11 protein-coding genes are annotated in these 16,149 nt (G+C 65.2%); 7 read left to right on the forward strand and 4 right to left on the reverse strand.

Annotation, left to right across the window (positions count from 1 at the left end; translation table 11 throughout):
- Positions 1-261 precede the first annotated feature (261 nt).
- Entirely contained in the window at positions 262-2,553 is a 2,292-nt protein-coding gene (locus BHK69_RS15285) for a response regulator (RefSeq protein ID WP_069690846.1), read from the forward strand.
- On the opposite strand, the gene BHK69_RS15290 is transcribed toward BHK69_RS15285, so the two are convergent.
- The gene (locus BHK69_RS15290; protein ID WP_148663438.1) at positions 2,511-3,284 is read right to left on the reverse strand and encodes a response regulator transcription factor; all 774 of its coding nucleotides are present in this window, start codon (positions 3,282-3,284) and stop codon (positions 2,511-2,513) included. The two genes, BHK69_RS15285 and BHK69_RS15290, sit on opposite strands and share 43 nt — an antisense overlap.
- 116 nt (positions 3,285-3,400) lie before the next feature.
- Here BHK69_RS15290 and BHK69_RS15295 point away from each other — a divergent pair, with 116 nt between their 5' ends.
- The 5 genes from BHK69_RS15295 (at position 3,401) to BHK69_RS15315 (ending at position 10,736) form a co-directional block, all read left to right on the forward strand.
- Positions 3,401-4,462, forward strand: coding sequence for an ABC transporter substrate-binding protein (locus BHK69_RS15295; RefSeq protein WP_083269457.1), 1,062 nt, complete (start codon positions 3,401-3,403; stop codon positions 4,460-4,462).
- Positions 4,459-5,355, forward strand: a complete 897-nt coding sequence (locus tag BHK69_RS15300; protein WP_244548208.1) for an ABC transporter permease — start codon at positions 4,459-4,461, stop codon at positions 5,353-5,355. Before BHK69_RS15295 ends, BHK69_RS15300 begins: the two co-directional genes overlap by 4 nt.
- 2 nt (positions 5,356-5,357) lie before the next feature.
- Complete coding sequence (locus BHK69_RS15305; RefSeq protein ID WP_069690848.1) at positions 5,358-6,182, forward strand: ABC transporter permease; 825 nt, start codon at positions 5,358-5,360, stop codon at positions 6,180-6,182.
- A 10-nt stretch (positions 6,183-6,192) separates the two neighbouring features.
- Positions 6,193-7,254 carry an ABC transporter ATP-binding protein gene (locus BHK69_RS15310; RefSeq protein WP_069690849.1) on the forward strand — a complete coding sequence of 354 codons (1,062 nt, stop codon included), beginning with the start codon at positions 6,193-6,195 and terminating at the stop codon, positions 7,252-7,254.
- 107 nt (positions 7,255-7,361) lie between these two features.
- Positions 7,362-10,736 carry a molybdopterin-dependent oxidoreductase gene (locus BHK69_RS15315; RefSeq protein WP_069690850.1) on the forward strand — a complete coding sequence of 1,125 codons (3,375 nt, stop codon included), beginning with the start codon at positions 7,362-7,364 and terminating at the stop codon, positions 10,734-10,736.
- Positions 10,737-11,573: 837 nt separating this feature from the next.
- Here BHK69_RS15315 and BHK69_RS15325 read toward each other — a convergent pair.
- The 3 genes from BHK69_RS15325 to BHK69_RS15335 form a co-directional block, all read right to left on the reverse strand.
- Positions 11,574-12,170, reverse strand: a complete 597-nt coding sequence (locus BHK69_RS15325; RefSeq protein WP_069690851.1) for a hypothetical protein — start codon at positions 12,168-12,170, stop codon at positions 11,574-11,576.
- A 361-nt stretch (positions 12,171-12,531) separates the two neighbouring features.
- Entirely contained in the window at positions 12,532-13,908 is a 1,377-nt protein-coding gene (locus tag BHK69_RS15330) for an IS5/IS1182 family transposase (RefSeq protein ID WP_069690852.1), read from the reverse strand.
- A 94-nt stretch (positions 13,909-14,002) separates the two neighbouring features.
- On the reverse strand, positions 14,003-14,578 hold the full coding sequence (locus tag BHK69_RS15335; RefSeq protein ID WP_069690853.1) for a hypothetical protein: 576 nt from the start codon (positions 14,576-14,578) through the stop codon (positions 14,003-14,005).
- A gap of 119 nt (positions 14,579-14,697) precedes the next feature.
- Between BHK69_RS15335 and BHK69_RS15340 the strand changes: the two genes are divergently transcribed.
- A complete protein-coding gene (locus BHK69_RS15340) occupies positions 14,698-16,074 on the forward strand; it encodes an IS5/IS1182 family transposase (RefSeq protein WP_069690852.1) in 1,377 nt (458 codons plus the stop codon).
- Positions 16,075-16,149: the final 75 nt, after the last annotated feature.

The raw sequence follows: 16,149 nt of genomic DNA on the forward strand, positions 1-16,149 counted from the left end.
GGTGGCAGATGAAAGACATCGTGCCATCTCCCAAAGAAGGGCAATTTATGCAGGCGGTCCGTCTTGCGCCATGGATCGTTTCCGGTCGCGGCGACGGCACGCCGCCAATGTCCGAGTGGGGCGGTTTTCGACGCTGCTTGCGCAACGCGGGTCCCTTTCAGGCACTGAGGCAGTATCCGCTCCTGGCGTGCTGCTGTGCCAGAAGCGGCCCCTGGGAAGGTCCGGTTGCCGGCCTTCCCCGAAACAGGCATGTAACGCTCCATGGTTGATGAAGCTGTCTCAGGTGATGCGTTGCTCTGGCACTGGTCCGGGCGTGCAAATGAGATCACATGGACTGTTCCGGCATCCCTGGAGAGCGTCGCGGATGCGTCGCGGCTCCGAAACGGCGATGCGCAGGTCCGGCTTCCTGATCGGACGATTGCGACGCTCAGCCAGCTCGCGCAGTCCGCAGCCCGGGACAACTCGGTCTTTGCCGGCCATATCGCTGCCGGTCCTCCCTTTCTCGCGCTCGACGGCGCTGCGGTGTTTGGCCGGTGGATCGGCCCGCTCGAAGCGGCGGGCGCGGTGTTTCCCGACGAGCCCGCCCGCGATGGCCGATCCGATGCATTGAGCCGCGCCTTGATCGAAGGCATGGAAGCCCTGCCGGAAGCCTTCGTGCTCTATGATGCGGAAGACCGGATGCTGATCTGCAATGCGCAGTACAAGCGCCTCTACCCCGCGGTCGCCGATCTCATGAAGCCAGGGCTCTATTTCCCGGATCTGGTGCGCGAAAGCGTGCGCCGTGGCGTCTTCAAGATCAGCGATGACGAGGACAACTGGGTCGAGCGCCGCATCTCCTTCCACAGGACCGGTATCGGCTTCTTCGAGCAGCAGCTCGCCGATGGGCGCTGGATCCAGGTCAGCGAAAGGCGCACCCCCTCTGGCGGCACGACCAGCATCCGCGCCGACATCACCGTGCTCAAGGCGCGCGAGCGCGATCTCAGGGCCGCCCGCGCCAGGGCCGAGGCGGAGATCGCCATGCGCACCCAATTCATCACCAAGGTCGGGCACGAACTGCGCAATCCGCTGAACGTGATCTACGGCATCGCGCAACTCCTGGCCGAGGAGACGATGCCGAAGCGGCACCAGGCGATGATCCAGAACCTTGTCGGCGCATCCCGCGCGATGCGCGATGTCCTGAACGACATCCTCGACATCGCAAGCATCACCTCGGGCCGCGTCGCCATCCAGTGCGAGATCGTCGAAAGTCATCCTTTGCTTCAGGAGATCGCCGGCCTTGCGCGGACCATGGCGAAGCAGAAGGGCCTGACCTTCCATGCCCGCATCAGCCCCGACACATTGATGCCGGTCTGGTCGGATCCCCGGCGTCTGCGGCAGATCTTCTTCAATCTGCTGAGCAATGCGTTCAAATACACCTCGTCCGGCGCGATCTCGCTGCGGGCATCCGTCCGCCACAACGCCCGCGGCGGCCCGGTTCTGCGCGTCACCATCACCGATTCCGGTCCCGGCATCGACAAGGATCGCTCGCGCCGCCCCTTTGCGGCCTATGGCAGGCACAAGGACCATGTCGCCTCGGGAATCGAAGGCCTTGGATTGGGATTGGCGATCAGCGAGGAACTGGCGGAGGCCATCGGCGCCCAGCTGGGGCTGGCGCCCGGCCGCCATCGCGGGACGCGGGCCTGGGTCGATGTCCCCCTCGCCAGCCTCGGCGAAATGCACCAGCCGAAGACGCCAATCGCTTCGGACGCCAACATCCGCGCCGGCGGCCCGCCGCTCGATGTCCTGGTCGTCGATGACGAGCCGATCAACCTGATCGTCGCCGAGGCGCTGCTGAAAAAGCTCGGTCACAGGGTGACGACCGCGCTCGACGGCCGCGCGGGCATCGCCGCCTTGGAGCAGCGTTCCTATGACGCGGTCCTTCTCGACATCTCGATGCAGGACATGTCCGGCATCGATGTCGCCCGGTGGATCGTCAATGCGCGGCCGGCAGTGGGCCGGCCAGCCATCATCGCCATGACCGGAAACGTGCTGCCCGCCGACATCGAGACCTATTACGCGGCAGGCTTCACCGGCTTCGTCGAGAAGCCCGTCGGCCTGGAGCAATTGGCGGAAACGCTGACGGCAACGCGCGATTTCGCGCAGGGTATCGGCGTGCTGCAGCCGAAGGATCGCCTGCGCTTTTCCGAGCGGGCGGACAGCCTCGGCGATTTCGACACCTCCAGCCTCGACCGCATGGTCGGAGATATCGGGCCGGAGAATGTCCAGGCGATCGTCGTCGCGGGCACGGCGACCTTCCGGCAGGCCGCCGAGGCGCTGGCGCAACCCTCGGGCGATGCGGGCGAACTCGGAAAGCTGATGCACAAGGTTCACGCAGCCGCCGGCCTTTTCGGCTTCCACGAGCTGTCGGACAGAACCCTGCGCCCCATCGCGGACGCAGACGGCGTCCTATCGCAACGCCAGAGCCGGCTTCTGATCGACTGCCTCACCGACGCGATCGCGCGGATGGTGGACTATGCGTCGCGTCTCGATGAACGCCCAGTGCTTCCAGCCTGAAGCCGCGGCGTGGTTTCGAGCTTGTAGCCATAGCCGCGGACCGTCTTCAGCAAGGCGGCGTCGAGCCCGGCCTCGGCCAGCTTTCTGCGCAGGCGCGAAATCCTGATGTCGATGGCGCGCTCGGTTTCCGGCGCATCGCCACTGGTTACGGCATCGATCATCTGGGCGCGCGTCAGAACGCGATCCGGGCTTCGCGCCAGCACGGCCAGCATCGCGAATTCGACCGCGCTCAGATCGATCCGGTCGCCGGCGCCGTTGAGCAGGGTGCGGCCCGCCAGATCGAGCTCCCCGCCGGCGCAACCCAGACGTATGGCGGGATTTTTGTCCTGCCGCTCGCCGCGGCGCAGGATGTTGTTGAGACGCAGCACGAGCTCGCGCGGCTCGAACGGCTTGGTGATGAAGTCATCCGCGCCGATTTCCAGCGCCAGCAGCCGGTCTTCCGCACCATGGCGCCCCGTAACCACGACGATCGGGATAGACGACCGCGCCCGCACCATGCGCGTCAGCACGATGCCGTCCTCGTCAGGCAGGTTGAGATCGATGATGACGGCGTCCCAGCTCTCGCGATCCAGCCGCTTCAGCCCAGCCTCCGCCGAGCCCACTCTCTCGGTGAGGTAGCTCGCCGTCTTGAAATAGGCGGCGAGAAGAATGCCGAAGGTGTCGTCATCCTCGATGAGCAGCAGTCGCTTGATCGTACGCCTCCCGTTTTGGGCGCTGCGAGGCTGAAACAATCGTGAAGCAATTACAACGCATTCGTGAAGCGCGCCACGGTTAGCTTGCAGGTTCACACCCCGAAGGGTGAAGGAATGCGGGCCGCCGACAGCGGCCCCAGTCAAGGGGAATAACCGTGTCGGATCATCATCTTGCGGCGGACGGTCTCGACCGTCGGCGCCTTCTTGGGCTTGGGTCGGCCGCCGCCCTGGGCGCGATGCTGCCCACGCCTTCGCAGGCGCAGAGCGGCGATCTGGTCGTCTCGAACTGGGGCGGCGACTGGAACGAACGCATCGTGAAGGGGTTTGAGGCTCCGGCCTTCGGTTCCTCGCCGCTGCGCATCGTCCATGACCTCGCGCCGGTGCCAGAGCGCAAGGCCAAGCTCCTCGCCGAGCGCCGGCTGCCGCGCGGCACTGTCGACGTGACCTGGCTCAGCGATGCCGACGCCTATGAAATGAACGCGCAGGGCGCGCTCGAGACGCTCGACGTCTCGCGTATCCCGAGCCATGGCAGCATCAATGAGAAGTTCCGGCTGCCCTATCTCGTGCCCTGCATCTATGGCGGCGTGGTGATCCTCTACAATCCCGCCAAGATCCCCGTGCCTCCGACAAGCTTCGCGGATCTGTGGAACCCGAAATATGCCGGCCGCGTCGGGCTGATGGACCAGATCTACTTCAACTACATCTATGCCGCCGCGCTCTCCCATGGCGGCTCGATGGGCGATGTCGGCAAAGCCTTCCCGGCGCTGCTCGATATGAAGAAGGCGGTCCAACCCCGGCTCTATCCCTCGCACCAGGCTCTCGCCGCCGCCTTCAAGGATGAGGAGATCTGGATCTCGGCCAATTACAGCGCCCGCGCGGTGCAATGGGAGGTCGAAGGCCTGCCGATCCGCTGGTCCTACCCCCGGGAAGGCGCGGTCTTCGTCTCGTTCGGAGCCGGCATTCCCAAGCGCGCCCGCAATGTCGACGGTGCCTATAAATATCTCGACGCGATGCTGCAGCCCAAGCCGATGGGCGCGATCGCGGAGGCGACCTCCTATTCAGTGGCGACCGGCAACGCCGAACTCGCCCCCGATATGCGCAAGCGCCTCGAATTCACGCCCGAGCAGATCGCCAAGCTGAACTTCGTCGATTACCCCTACGCCGCGAAAAGCGATCCGAAATGGGTCGAATGGTGGAACAAGGAGTTCAAGGCTTGACCCTGGCCTTGGACACCTCTGCGCCGAGCCTTTCGCGGCGCCCCGCCCGCCGGTTCAGTGCCGGCTGGCTCCTGCTCCCGAGCCTGACCCTGGTGCTGGCAGGCCTTGTCCTGCCCCTCGTCATGATGGGGCGGACGAGCCTGGCGGTGTTCGATCCCGGCCAGGTCGCCAACGAGGGGCTGACGCTGGAGAACTACACGCGCTTCTTCGGCGATCCGTTCTATCTGTGGATTCTCGCGCGCACCTTGACGGTCGCGGCCTCCTGCACATTGGTCTGCCTGGTGCTGGGCCTGCCCGCGGCCTACATCCTGACGCGCCTGACGAGCCCGGGCCTGAAGACCGCGCTGATCCTGGCGACGATCATCCCGCTGTTGATGGGCAATGCCGTGCGCGCCGCCGGCTGGATGGTGCTGCTCTCGGATCGTGGACTGGTCAATTCGGCGCTGCTTTACACCGGCATCATCGTCGAGCCTGTCCGCATTCTCTATACGGGCACCGCGGTCGTGATCGGCCTCATCGCCGTGCTCCTGCCCTTCATGATCATCTCGCTGCAGAGCGTCTTCGAGGGCATCGGCGAAATCTACGAGGAGGCGGCGCTCAGCCTCGGCGCCCGGCCCTGGGCGATGTTCTTTCGCGTGCTGCTGCCGCTGGCGATGCCCGGCATCTTCTCCGGCTGCCTGCTCTGCTTCGTACTGGCCGTGAACGCCTATGCGACGCCCGTGCTGATCGGCGGCCCGTCCTTCCAAATGATGGCGCCGAAGGTCTATGAGCAGGCCATCAAGGTCTATAACTGGCCTTTCGCGGCGAGCCTCGCCTTCATCCTGATGGGCGTCACCTTCGCGCTGACCGTGCTGTCGAGCGTCACGCTGCGCAAGCGCTACGGGATGGTGTGACGATGCGGCGCGCCACTCCGGCAAGGTTCGACAGCTTTCGTCCCGCCATGATCCTCGGCTCCGCCATCGCCTTCGTGGCGGTGCTGGCGCCGCTCGTCGCGGTGATCTGGGTCAGCTTCTTCAAGAACAAGATCATCGGCTTTCCGCCGAGCGGCTACACGCTCGATTGGTATCTTGCCGCCTGGGAGATGACCCGGTTTCGCGACGGCTTCGTCACCAGCCTGCAGCTCGGCATGGTGGCGACGCTGGTCAGCCTGCTGGTCGGCGTTCCCGCCTCCGTCGTGCTGGCGCGGGGCGATTTCCCCGGGCGGGAAGCGATCCAGGCCTTGCTGCTTGCGCCGTTGATCGTGCCGGGCATCGTCGCGGGCGCCGCCTTCTACATGTTCCTGATCGAGATCGAGGTCGTGACCGGCGTCCAGATCGCGATGACCTTTTCGGGCCTCGCGATCGCCCACAGCCTCATCGCTCTGCCCTGGACGGTCAGGCTCGTCACGGCCTCGCTGCTGGGAGCCGACCGCCAGCTCGAGGAAGCGGCGCTCACCATGGGAGCCCGGCCGCTCAAAGCCTTCTGGCGCGTGACCTGGCCGGTGATCCGGCCCGGTGTCGTGGCGGGCGGGCTGTTCTCCTTCGTGGTCTCCTTCGTCGACCTCGAGAAGTCCCTGTTCCTGGTGGGGCCCGGCACCACCACGCTGCCCATCGCCATCGTGAACTATCTGGAGTGGAGCATCGATCCCACGATCGCGGCCGTCGCCACCGTCCAGATCGTCCTCATCGCGGCCGGGCTCGTGGTCACGGACCGCTATTTCAAGCTCACGCGCGCATTCTGAGAAAGCGTCGATGTCAAAGATCACACTTCGCGACCTAACCAAGCGCTATGGCAGCCTGACCACGGTCGACAAGGTCTCGCTCGAGATCGCGCAGGGCGAGTTCATCGCCTTCCTCGGCCCCTCCGGCTGCGGCAAGACGACGACGCTGCGCATGATCGCGGGCCTCGCCTTCGCCAGCGAGGGCAGCATCCATTTCGGCGACCGCGACGTCACGGTCCTGCCGCCCTATCTGCGCGATGCCGGCCTGGTCTTCCAGGGCTACGCGCTCTTCCCGCATATGAGCGTCGCCCAGAACGTCGCCTTCGGGCTGGAGATGCGCAAGGTCGGCCGCGAGGAGACGCAAGCGCGCGTCATCGAGGCCTTGTCCCTCGTCAAGCTCGATCATCTGGCGGACAGGCTTCCCAAGCAGCTCTCCGGCGGCCAGCAGCAGCGCGTCGCTCTGGCGCGCGCCATCGTCTACCAGCCGGAAGTCCTGCTCCTCGACGAGCCTCTGTCGGCGCTGGACGCCAGGCTGAGGCACGAGGTCAGGACCGACCTGCGGCGTCTCCAGTCGAAGCTCGGTCTCACCACCATCTTCGTCACGCATGACCAGGACGAGGCGATGAGCGTGGCCGACAGGATCGTGGTGATGTCGGCCGGCAAGGTCGAGCAGATCGGCACGCCTCACGAGATCTATGAGGCGCCGGCGAGCCGCTTCGTCGCCGAGTTCATCGGCCTGGCGAATTTCATGGAGGGCGACCTGGCCGCACCGGACCGCTTCCGCGCCAGCAGCGGCGAAACACTGACCATCACGGCCGATGCGCGTCGCGCCGGCGCCTCGACCATCGCGATCCGCCCCGAACGGATCAGCCTGCACCGGCCCGCCGTGGCTGTTCTCGCGGATAACCAGATGGCCGCGACCGTCGAGGCGGTCTCCTATCGCGGGGCGCTGACCGAATTCATCGTCCGCAGCGATGCCGGCCAGCGCCTGATCGCCCACAAGCAGAACCAGGATATCGCGCAGAGCGAGCTTCCCCGGCCAGGCGACCGTGTGGTCGCGGCCTGGTCGGCGGCGGCGACCCGCGCCTTCTGAGACTTTGCGGGACCGGCAGGGATGACGGGCGCGCGGCGAGGGGCTGCGCCCGAACGAGGATGCGCGCGCAAGACGCGTACTGGGACGAAACCGCTTCGAGGCGCGTGATGACCGAGCGACATGACGGATACTGCACGCTTTGCCGCTCGCGCTGCGGCTCGGTGACTCTCACCGAGAACGGCCGGATGGTCGGGGTCGAGCCTCGCCCTGGCCATCCCACGGGCGGCGCCCTGTGCGCCAAGGGCCGCGCGGCGCCTGAAATGGTCCACAGCCCGCTGCGCCTGACCACGCCGCTGCGCCGCATCGGCAGGAAGGATGGCGGCACGCCGCAATGGGCGCCGATCAGCTGGGACGAAGCGCTCGACGAGATTGCAGCGCGCCTGCTGTCGATCCGCGCGGAATCGGGCGCGGAGGCCGTCGCCTTCGCCATGACGACCTTCAGCGGCACCCCGATCGTCGACAGCTATGATTGGGTCGAGCGCTTCATCCGCTGTTTCGGCAGCCCCAACCTGATCTATGCGGTCGAGGTCTGCGGCTGGCACAAGGACTATGCGCATGCGCTGACATTCGGCCGCGGCCTCGGCATTCCGCAATATGAGCGCGCCGATGTGATCGTCCTCTGGGGCCACAACCCGGCCCGAACCTGGCTGGCGCAGGCGAGCCGGGTTGCGGAGGCGCGCAGCCGAGGCGCCAGGGTCGTCGTCATCGACCCCAAGCCGGACGGCTCCGGCCAGCAGGCCGATCTTTGGCTGCGGATGCGGCCGGGCGCCGATGCCGCCCTTGCCATGGGCGCCATTCGCCATCTGATCGAGACGCGCAGCTATGACGCCGATTTCGTGCGGAACTGGACGAATGCGCCGCTTCTGGTCGATCGCGCCTCGGGCCGTTTCCTGCGCGCATCCGAGATCATCGTGGGCGCGCCGGATGGCTTCGTCATCCTCGACAAGGCGGGCAAGCCCGCCTGCTACGATACCCGACAGGCGTTTCCCGATGGCACGGGCATCCAGCTCGACGCCGCAGCGAGATTGCAGGCGCTCGACGGCCGCGTGATCGACGCCTCGACCGTCTTCCACCTGCTTGCCGAACGGGCGCGCGGCTACACGCTTGCCCGCGTGGCGGAGCTGACCTGGATCGCCGAGGCCGAGATCGCCGCCTTCCATGCCCTGCTCGAAGACGCGCCTCGCCTCGCCTATTACAGCTGGACCGGTGTCGGCCAGCACAGCAATGCGACGATGACCGAGCGGGCGATCGCCACCCTCTTCGCGCTGACCGGCTCCTGCGATCGCGAAGGCGGCAATATCTGGCCGGTGCCGCCGCCGGCCAATGCGATCAACGATCTGTCGCTGCTGCCGCCGGGGCAGAAGGAGAAGGCGCTCGGCCTCGACGAATTGCCGCTGGGACCGCCGGCGCGCGGCTGGATCACCGCGCGCGACTTCAGCCGCGCCGTGCTTCAAGGCGAGCCCTATCCTGTGCGCGCCCTGATGAGCTTCGGCACGAATTTCGCCGTCTCGCAGGCCGATACGAGCCGCAACCTTGCGGCGCTGCGGGCGCTCGAATTCCATGTCCACGCCGACATGTTCATGAATCCGACCGCCGAATGCGCCGACATCGTCTTGCCGGTGAGCATGCCGTGGGAGCGCGAGGCGTTGCGCATCGGTTTCGAGATCACGCAGGAAGCCGTCGAGACGGTGCAGTTCCGGCGCCAGATGCTGCCGCGGTTCGCGCAGTCCCGCGCCGATTACGAGATCGTCATGGCGCTGGCGACACGCATGGGCCTGACTGAGAGCTTCTTCGGCGGAGACATCGTCGCCGGCTGGAACCACCAGCTCGCGCCGCTTGGCGTCACGGTCGACGAATTGCGCGCCTTGCCTGATGGCAAGCGCTTTCCCCAGCCCTTCCACTACCGCAAATTCGCCGATCTCGGGGAGGGCGCGGTGCAGGGCTTCGCCACCCCGACCCGCCGCGTCGAGCTCTATTCCGAGCTGATGCATGAGCATGGCTACGATCCGCTTGCCGATTTCGTCTCAGCCGATGACGGGTCTGCCGGAACGAGTCCTTTGCCGTTGCTGCTGACGACCGCCAAGAGCGGCTGGTTCGTGCATAGCTCGCATCGCCATATCGCTTCGCTGCGGCGCAAGGCGCCCGATCCTTCGGTCGAGATCGGTCCGGGCCTGGCGCGGGCCCGCGGGCTGTCCCAGGGAGACTGGGCCGTGGTCGAGACGCGCATCGGCGGCGCGACCTTGCGCGTCCGCATCAACACGGCGCTCGACGACCGGACGGTCGTGGCGGAATTCGGCTGGTGGGAGGCCTGCGTGCCGCTGGGGCTCGGCGGCGGCGCGATCACCGGCCCGGACACGACGAATATCAACGCAGCCCTGGGAGATGCGCAGCGCGACCCCGTCAGCGGATCGGTGCCGTTGCGCGCCGTCGGATGTGACATCCAGCCTCATCCCTCCGCCAATCTGGGACGCTGGACCGGCGCGCGTCGTTTCAGGGTTGCCTCGGCACAGCCGGAAGGCATCGACGCCATCGCGCTGTCACTCGCACCATGCGACGATCGCGGCCTGCCCGATTTCGTGCCCGGCCAGCATGTCCTCATCCGCCTGCCGGACAACCCGCTGGCGCGCGCCTATTCGCTGACGGGCCCGGCAAACCGCCCGGACGAACTTTCGATCGCGGTGCGCCGCGGCGCGCAGACCACAGGCGCCGCCTCGCTCTCGCAGGCCCTCCAGCATCTGCGCGTCGGCGACGAATTGCTGGTCGAGGCGCCAGCCGGTGTCTTCACGCTGCCCGTCACCAGTACGCGCCCTGTCATTCTGATCGCGGGCGGGATCGGCATCACGCCTTTCGTCGGCTATCTCGAGGCTGTGGCGGCCACGAGGCCCAGGCCATCTCACGAGATCCATCTCCTGCATGGCTGCCGCAGCGGCGCCGAGCATCACCTCGCCGGGCGCCTCGACGAACTCGCGCAAGAGCTGGAGGCGCTTCATCGCGTGACGGCCTATTCGCAGCCAAGTGACGAGGACCGGCTGGCGAAGCGCTTCGACCGGGAGGGGCGGCTGGACCTGAGCGGCCTTGCAGATCTCGTCCCGCAGCGGCCGCTCGCCTATCTGTGCGGCTCGCCGGGCTTCAACACGGCGATGACGGGTGCGCTGCTGCAGCTGGGCCTGCCGCGCTTCGACATCTTCACCGAGGCTTTTTCTGCGCCGGGAGAGATGCGCGCCCGGTTGGAACCGCAGACCGTGACGATCGCGGGAACGGGGGAAACCTTCCTCTGGACGCCCGCCGCCGGCCCCATCCTCGATGCCGCGCTCGCGGCCGGCCTGTCGCTGCCGAGCGGCTGCCGGGTCGGCCAATGCGAAAGCTGCTCGGTTCGTGTCGTCGAGGGGCGCTTCGCCCATATGGTCGATTTCGACGGCGAGCCCGATCAATGCCTGACCTGCCAGGCCGTTCCGCTCTCCGCTCTCACAATCGCGTTCTGAGCTCGGCTCGCTGCCACGACCGGGCGCCCCCGTGACGACGGCATGTCGAGCCTGGCTCGGTTTGGAGCATTTTCGAGGGAAGTAGAGACCTGTTAGCGTGAAGACAACGCGTCAAAACAGAGCTGGGGCAGATTTCGATAATCCAACCCAAAGACAAGCCGGATGGAGGTGGGAACGCGTTCGTCGCAGACAGCGATCATGGCGCTGCTTCAGCAGGCAGTTGGGGCGGATCATGGGCGGAGATGAAGTGGCTTGCGCCCGACCAGCTTCTGGTCCGCTACGCCGCGAATTCCCGTGTCTGCCACGCCGTGGTCAGGGGTCACCCCCGAGTTGCAGCAGGCCCTTATTAGGTCGTGAACTCATAAAAGGAGAGCGACTGCGATGCGGCAGATTGCAGAACTTGCCGGATAGCGGCACGATAATCTCTATGCCGAGGTATGAACCACTTAACACGGGCGTTCCGCTCCAGGCGAGCGCTAGCGACCTGATCGCCTTTCAATGGCAAACGGATGGCATAGCTGCCGACTTCCTTTTACCCGGTGACGATGCACATTTGCTGCGTGTCTCGTTCGACCGCCCATGCATCGTGCGGCTACTGGACGAGATGGCTTTAAGCACGGAGGAAGACGAGACGGCGAACGAAGGTCTGGTTCCTGAGCACTTCGCTTATCGACTGGAGGGAGCGCGGTTTGCTCGCGTCCAGTCCGAAGCATGGAAGGCTAGCGGGCCGACAGCCCATTATCAGTTTGTGACCGGCTGGGGTTGCATGGATGTGTTGAGCGCCGGTTCCCCCTCTTTTTCGGTCGTAGCTCGGTCAGGCTGATTTTGTGCCTTGCCCTAGCGGCAACCGACCTTTTCTGTTTCGCAGCCAATCCCGTTCATCGTTACATGTGCGGGCGGATAGCTAAATTCATGAGTTTTCTTATCCGTTGCCGCATCGATTATGGCGACGGCCACCAGTGCAGCAAGACCAGCGTTGCTCCCCGCTCTCAACCGGTCAGAGGTGGTCTTGTCGAAAGGTTGAACAGTCACGAAACTTGGCTTGTGGCGAGCCGTATGGCAGCGAACCGAAATCAGGCGCGAAGCATAGCCATAGTCCGGCACCCTGACCTCTGCCGGGGTTTTCAGCGACGCCCGATAGCCCTCGCTCTCCACCCCGCAGTCGATACCTTCGATCTCCATGCTTGTGGCGAAGGGCTCGTCGGCTTTCTGGACATATTCATAGCTGCGCACAATCAAGACCTGCTGCCCCTTGAGCGGCGGAATGTCCTGCCCGGCCTTGCGCTGAGCGGCCAGCACATCGCCGAAGGCCGCGCCCTCCTTGGTCGTCGGCGTCACCGAGACGCTCATGGCGATGGGTTTCGCCGTTTGGCAGCCGCCCAGGGCGGCGGCGAGAACCAGGCCGATAGCGCAGGAACGGAAACGCGAATTCATCAGAGATACCAGAGTTCAAGCCTGCCTTTCGGCAGCGGAGGATGAACGCTTTATGTCAGCCCTGACGCGGCGGCAATCGGCATCGCTGAAAATGCGTGGAAAGATTCCCGATAGTTGAGTGTGCGGTTTCAAGCTTCAGCGGGATGCCCTGTCGCCTGGATGAGAGGGGCGCGCCATGACTGCGATCCGTCCCCTGCATTCCGTCTTAGGATCAGCGTTCCGAGCCGGGGTCGTTCGGCGCCCTGCGCGCGACGGTGGAGCACAGGGTCCAGGTCCGCTTTCGGCCGATTGTGTTGAAGAAGTCGGCGCTGGGGTCGGCTGCCGATTGATGCTGAACGGGTCGCTGAGAGGGCGTTCGCCCTCATGCCGCCAGGGGCGGTGCTCCGGCCGGCATCAGCTTCGCCATTTTCCTGAGGTTCTGGGCGGTGGCTGCGAGGAGGAACTCGTCGCGGGCGCCGCATGGTCCTCGCAAGCGCAGGCGATCGAGTTTGAGGATGCGCTTCAGGTGCGCGAACAGCATCTCGACCTTCTTCCGCTCTCGTCGCGAGGTTACGTATGCATCGGTGGCGGCGATGTCGCGCGCCATGTCGCGGGCGCCTTCGTGGATGGAGCGGAGGATCTTGCGAGCAGGATCTTTCGGACAGCACTTTGGCTTCAGGGAACAGGCGTCGCAGTCGCTCTTGATCGCCCGGTAGCGCATGAGGCCTTCAGGATCGATACCGTCGCGCGGCACCGCGAAGGGCCGTCGGAACTGCCGCAACTCCTTGCCGTCCGGGCAGATGTAGAGATCGCGATCGTGATCATAGGCGAAGTCGGAGCGGCTGAATGTGCCGTCCCGGCGCGTGGATTTGTCGAACACCGGGATATGCGGCTCGATACCGCGCTCGTGCACCAGCCAGGCCAGGTTCTCGGCCGAGCCATAAGCGGCGTCTGCGACCAGCTTCTCAGGCCATGTGCCGAACCTGTCCTGCGTGCGACCGATCATGGTTCGCGCGGCGCCGACCTCGGCCTGCCGCACTGCCGTGGTCGCCTCGACATCCATGATGACGGCATGCTTCAGATCGATCAGGTAGTTCGTTGCATAGGCAAAGAAGGCCTGCCCGCCATGGGCGGCCGTCCAGCGCGCGGCAGGATCAGCCGGCGAGATGAACTTGGGCACGACCGGCGTCGCCGCGCCGAAGGCGGCATCGTCAAGCACGGTCAGATACTCGCGCACCGCATGGTTGGCGGTCTCGGGCGCCAACCCGTCCTTGCCGGGCACGCCGTTCTGGCGATTGGCGTCGGCCTTGATCAGGCTGGCATCGACGGCAAACCCCTCGCCACCAACCAGCCCCTCCGCCATGCAGCGCCTGACCGTCGTCTCGAACACCTCGCGCAACAGATCGCTGTCGCGGAAGCGACCGTGCCGGTTCTTTGAGAAGGTGGAATGGTCGGGCACATCCCCCTCCAGACCGAGCCGGCAGAACCAGCGATAGGCCAGGTTCAGATGGACCTCGTCGCAGAGTCTGCGCTCGGAGCGGATGCCGAAGCAGTAGCCGACGATCAGCATTCGGATCATCAACTCGGGATCGATCGAGGGCCGGCCGGTGTCGCTGTAGAACGGGCGCAAATGCGCCCGAATGCCGGACAGATCGACAAAGAGATCGATGGCGCGCAGCAGGTGATGCGCAGGGACGTGCCGTTCCAGGCTGAACTCGTAGAACAGTGCCTCCTGCGCAACCGTCCGCTCGCCCATCATCGCGCCGCCCTCCGCAGCGACGACTGAATCAGAACCTCAAGCTCCCAGCAACACCGACTTCTTCAACACAATCGGCCCAAGGCGGACATCTGGTCTAGGCGGCCCATCTCTCCATCTCGTGCAAAGCCTTCAGTCCGGGATAGTCTCGCTTATCCGGGTAGAGATGGCGGTGATAGGCGTTCCAGTAGCTAGTTGCGCGCACGCGAAGCATCCGAAACTGAGTCCGGTTCTCTCGGACAAGATTTGCATAGAGCGCCCGATTCAACCCCGGTAGGCCGTCGTGAATGACTTCGACAATCTCATGCACATAGTCGGCAAGAAGCGTCGCAACATAGGGGGGTGCCCAAGCGTTGTTGATGCCAAGAAGTGAAGCAACGGCGTGTTGACGCAAGTACCCGTCGGTCGCACGGGAAACCAAGCACAGCGCTGGCTGGGGCAGGCTGGCCATCGCCATGTCGGTCGCAGACAGTCTGAGAAAGCGCAGGCGAATAGGAATCCGAACGTTCTGCCCTAAGACATCAAATTCCGAAAATTCCGATGACCGCTTGCGGTCGGCGTCATCCACAAACGGAGCGAGATGAGAAATGGCCTGTTCTGCCAAAGCACGATTGGCTACCGGAAATGCTGCGCGTGCAGCCTGCGTGAATGGCTTCGGCGAGTTCTGCTCCATAACAGAGCACATCCTAGCGCGGTGCAGCCGACGTCCGCAAACTACCGATTGTGTTGAAGAAGTCGGTGTTGCTGGGAGCTTGAGGTTCTGATTCAGTCGTCGCTGCGGAGGGCGGCGCGATGATGGGCGAGCGGACGGTTGCGCAGGAGGCACTGTTCTACGAGTTCAGCCTGGAACGGCACGTCCCTGCGCATCACCTGCTGCGCGCCATCGATCTCTTTGTCGATCTGTCCGGCATTCGGGCGCATTTGCGCCCGTTCTACAGCGACACCGGCCGGCCCTCGATCGATCCCGAGTTGATGATCCGAATGCTGATCGTCGGCTACTGCTTCGGCATCCGCTCCGAGCGCAGACTCTGCGACGAGGTCCATCTGAACCTGGCCTATCGCTGGTTCTGCCGGCTCGGTCTGGAGGGGGATGTGCCCGACCATTCCACCTTCTCAAAGAACCGGCACGGTCGCTTCCGCGACAGCGATCTGTTGCGCGAGGTGTTCGAGACGACGGTCAGGCGCTGCATGGCGGAGGGGCTGGTTGGTGGCGAGGGGTTTGCCGTCGATGCCAGCCTGATCAAGGCCGACGCCAATCGCCAGAACGGCGTGCCCGGCAAGGACGGGTTGGCGCCCGAGACCGCCAACCATGCGGTGCGCGAGTATCTGACCGTGCTTGACGATGCCGCCTTCGGCGCGGCGACGCCGGTCGTGCCCAAGTTCATCTCGCCGGCTGATCCTGCCGCGCGCTGGACGGCCGCCCATGGCGGGCAGGCCTTCTTTGCCTATGCAACGAACTACCTGATCGATCTGAAGCATGCCGTCATCATGGATGTCGAGGCGACCACGGCAGTGCGGCAGGCCGAGGTCGGCGCCGCGCGAACCATGATCGGTCGCACGCAGGACAGGTTCGGCACATGGCCTGAGAAGCTGGTCGCAGACGCCGCTTATGGCTCGGCCGAGAACCTGGCCTGGCTGGTGCACGAGCGCGGTATCGAGCCGCATATCCCGGTGTTCGACAAATCCACGCGCCGGGACGGCACATTCAGCCGCTCCGACTTCGCCTATGATCACGATCGCGATCTCTACATCTGCCCGGACGGCAAGGAGTTGCGGCAGTTCCGACGGCCCTTCGCGGTGCCGCGCGACGGTATCGATCCTGAAGGCCTCATGCGCTACCGGGCGATCAAGAGCGACTGCGACGCCTGTTCCCTGAAGCCAAAGTGCTGTCCGAAAGATCCTGCTCGCAAGATCCTCCGCTCCATCCACGAAGGCGCCCGCGACATGGCGCGCGACATCGCCGCCACCGATGCATACGTAACCTCGCGACGAGAGCGGAAGAAGGTCGAGATGCTGTTCGCGCACCTGAAGCGCATCCTCAAACTCGATCGCCTGCGCTTGCGAGGACCATGCGGCGCCCGCGACGAGTTCCTCCTCGCAGCCACCGCCCAGAACCTCAGGAAAATGGCGAAGCTGATGCCGGCCGGAGCACCGCCCCTGGCGGCATGAGGGCGAACGCCCTCTCAGCGACCCGTTCAGCATCAATCGGCAGCCGACCCCAGCGCCGACTTCTTCAACACAATC

The organism is Bosea vaviloviae (assembly GCF_001741865.1).
Lineage (GTDB): Bacteria > Pseudomonadota > Alphaproteobacteria > Rhizobiales > Beijerinckiaceae > Allobosea > Allobosea vaviloviae.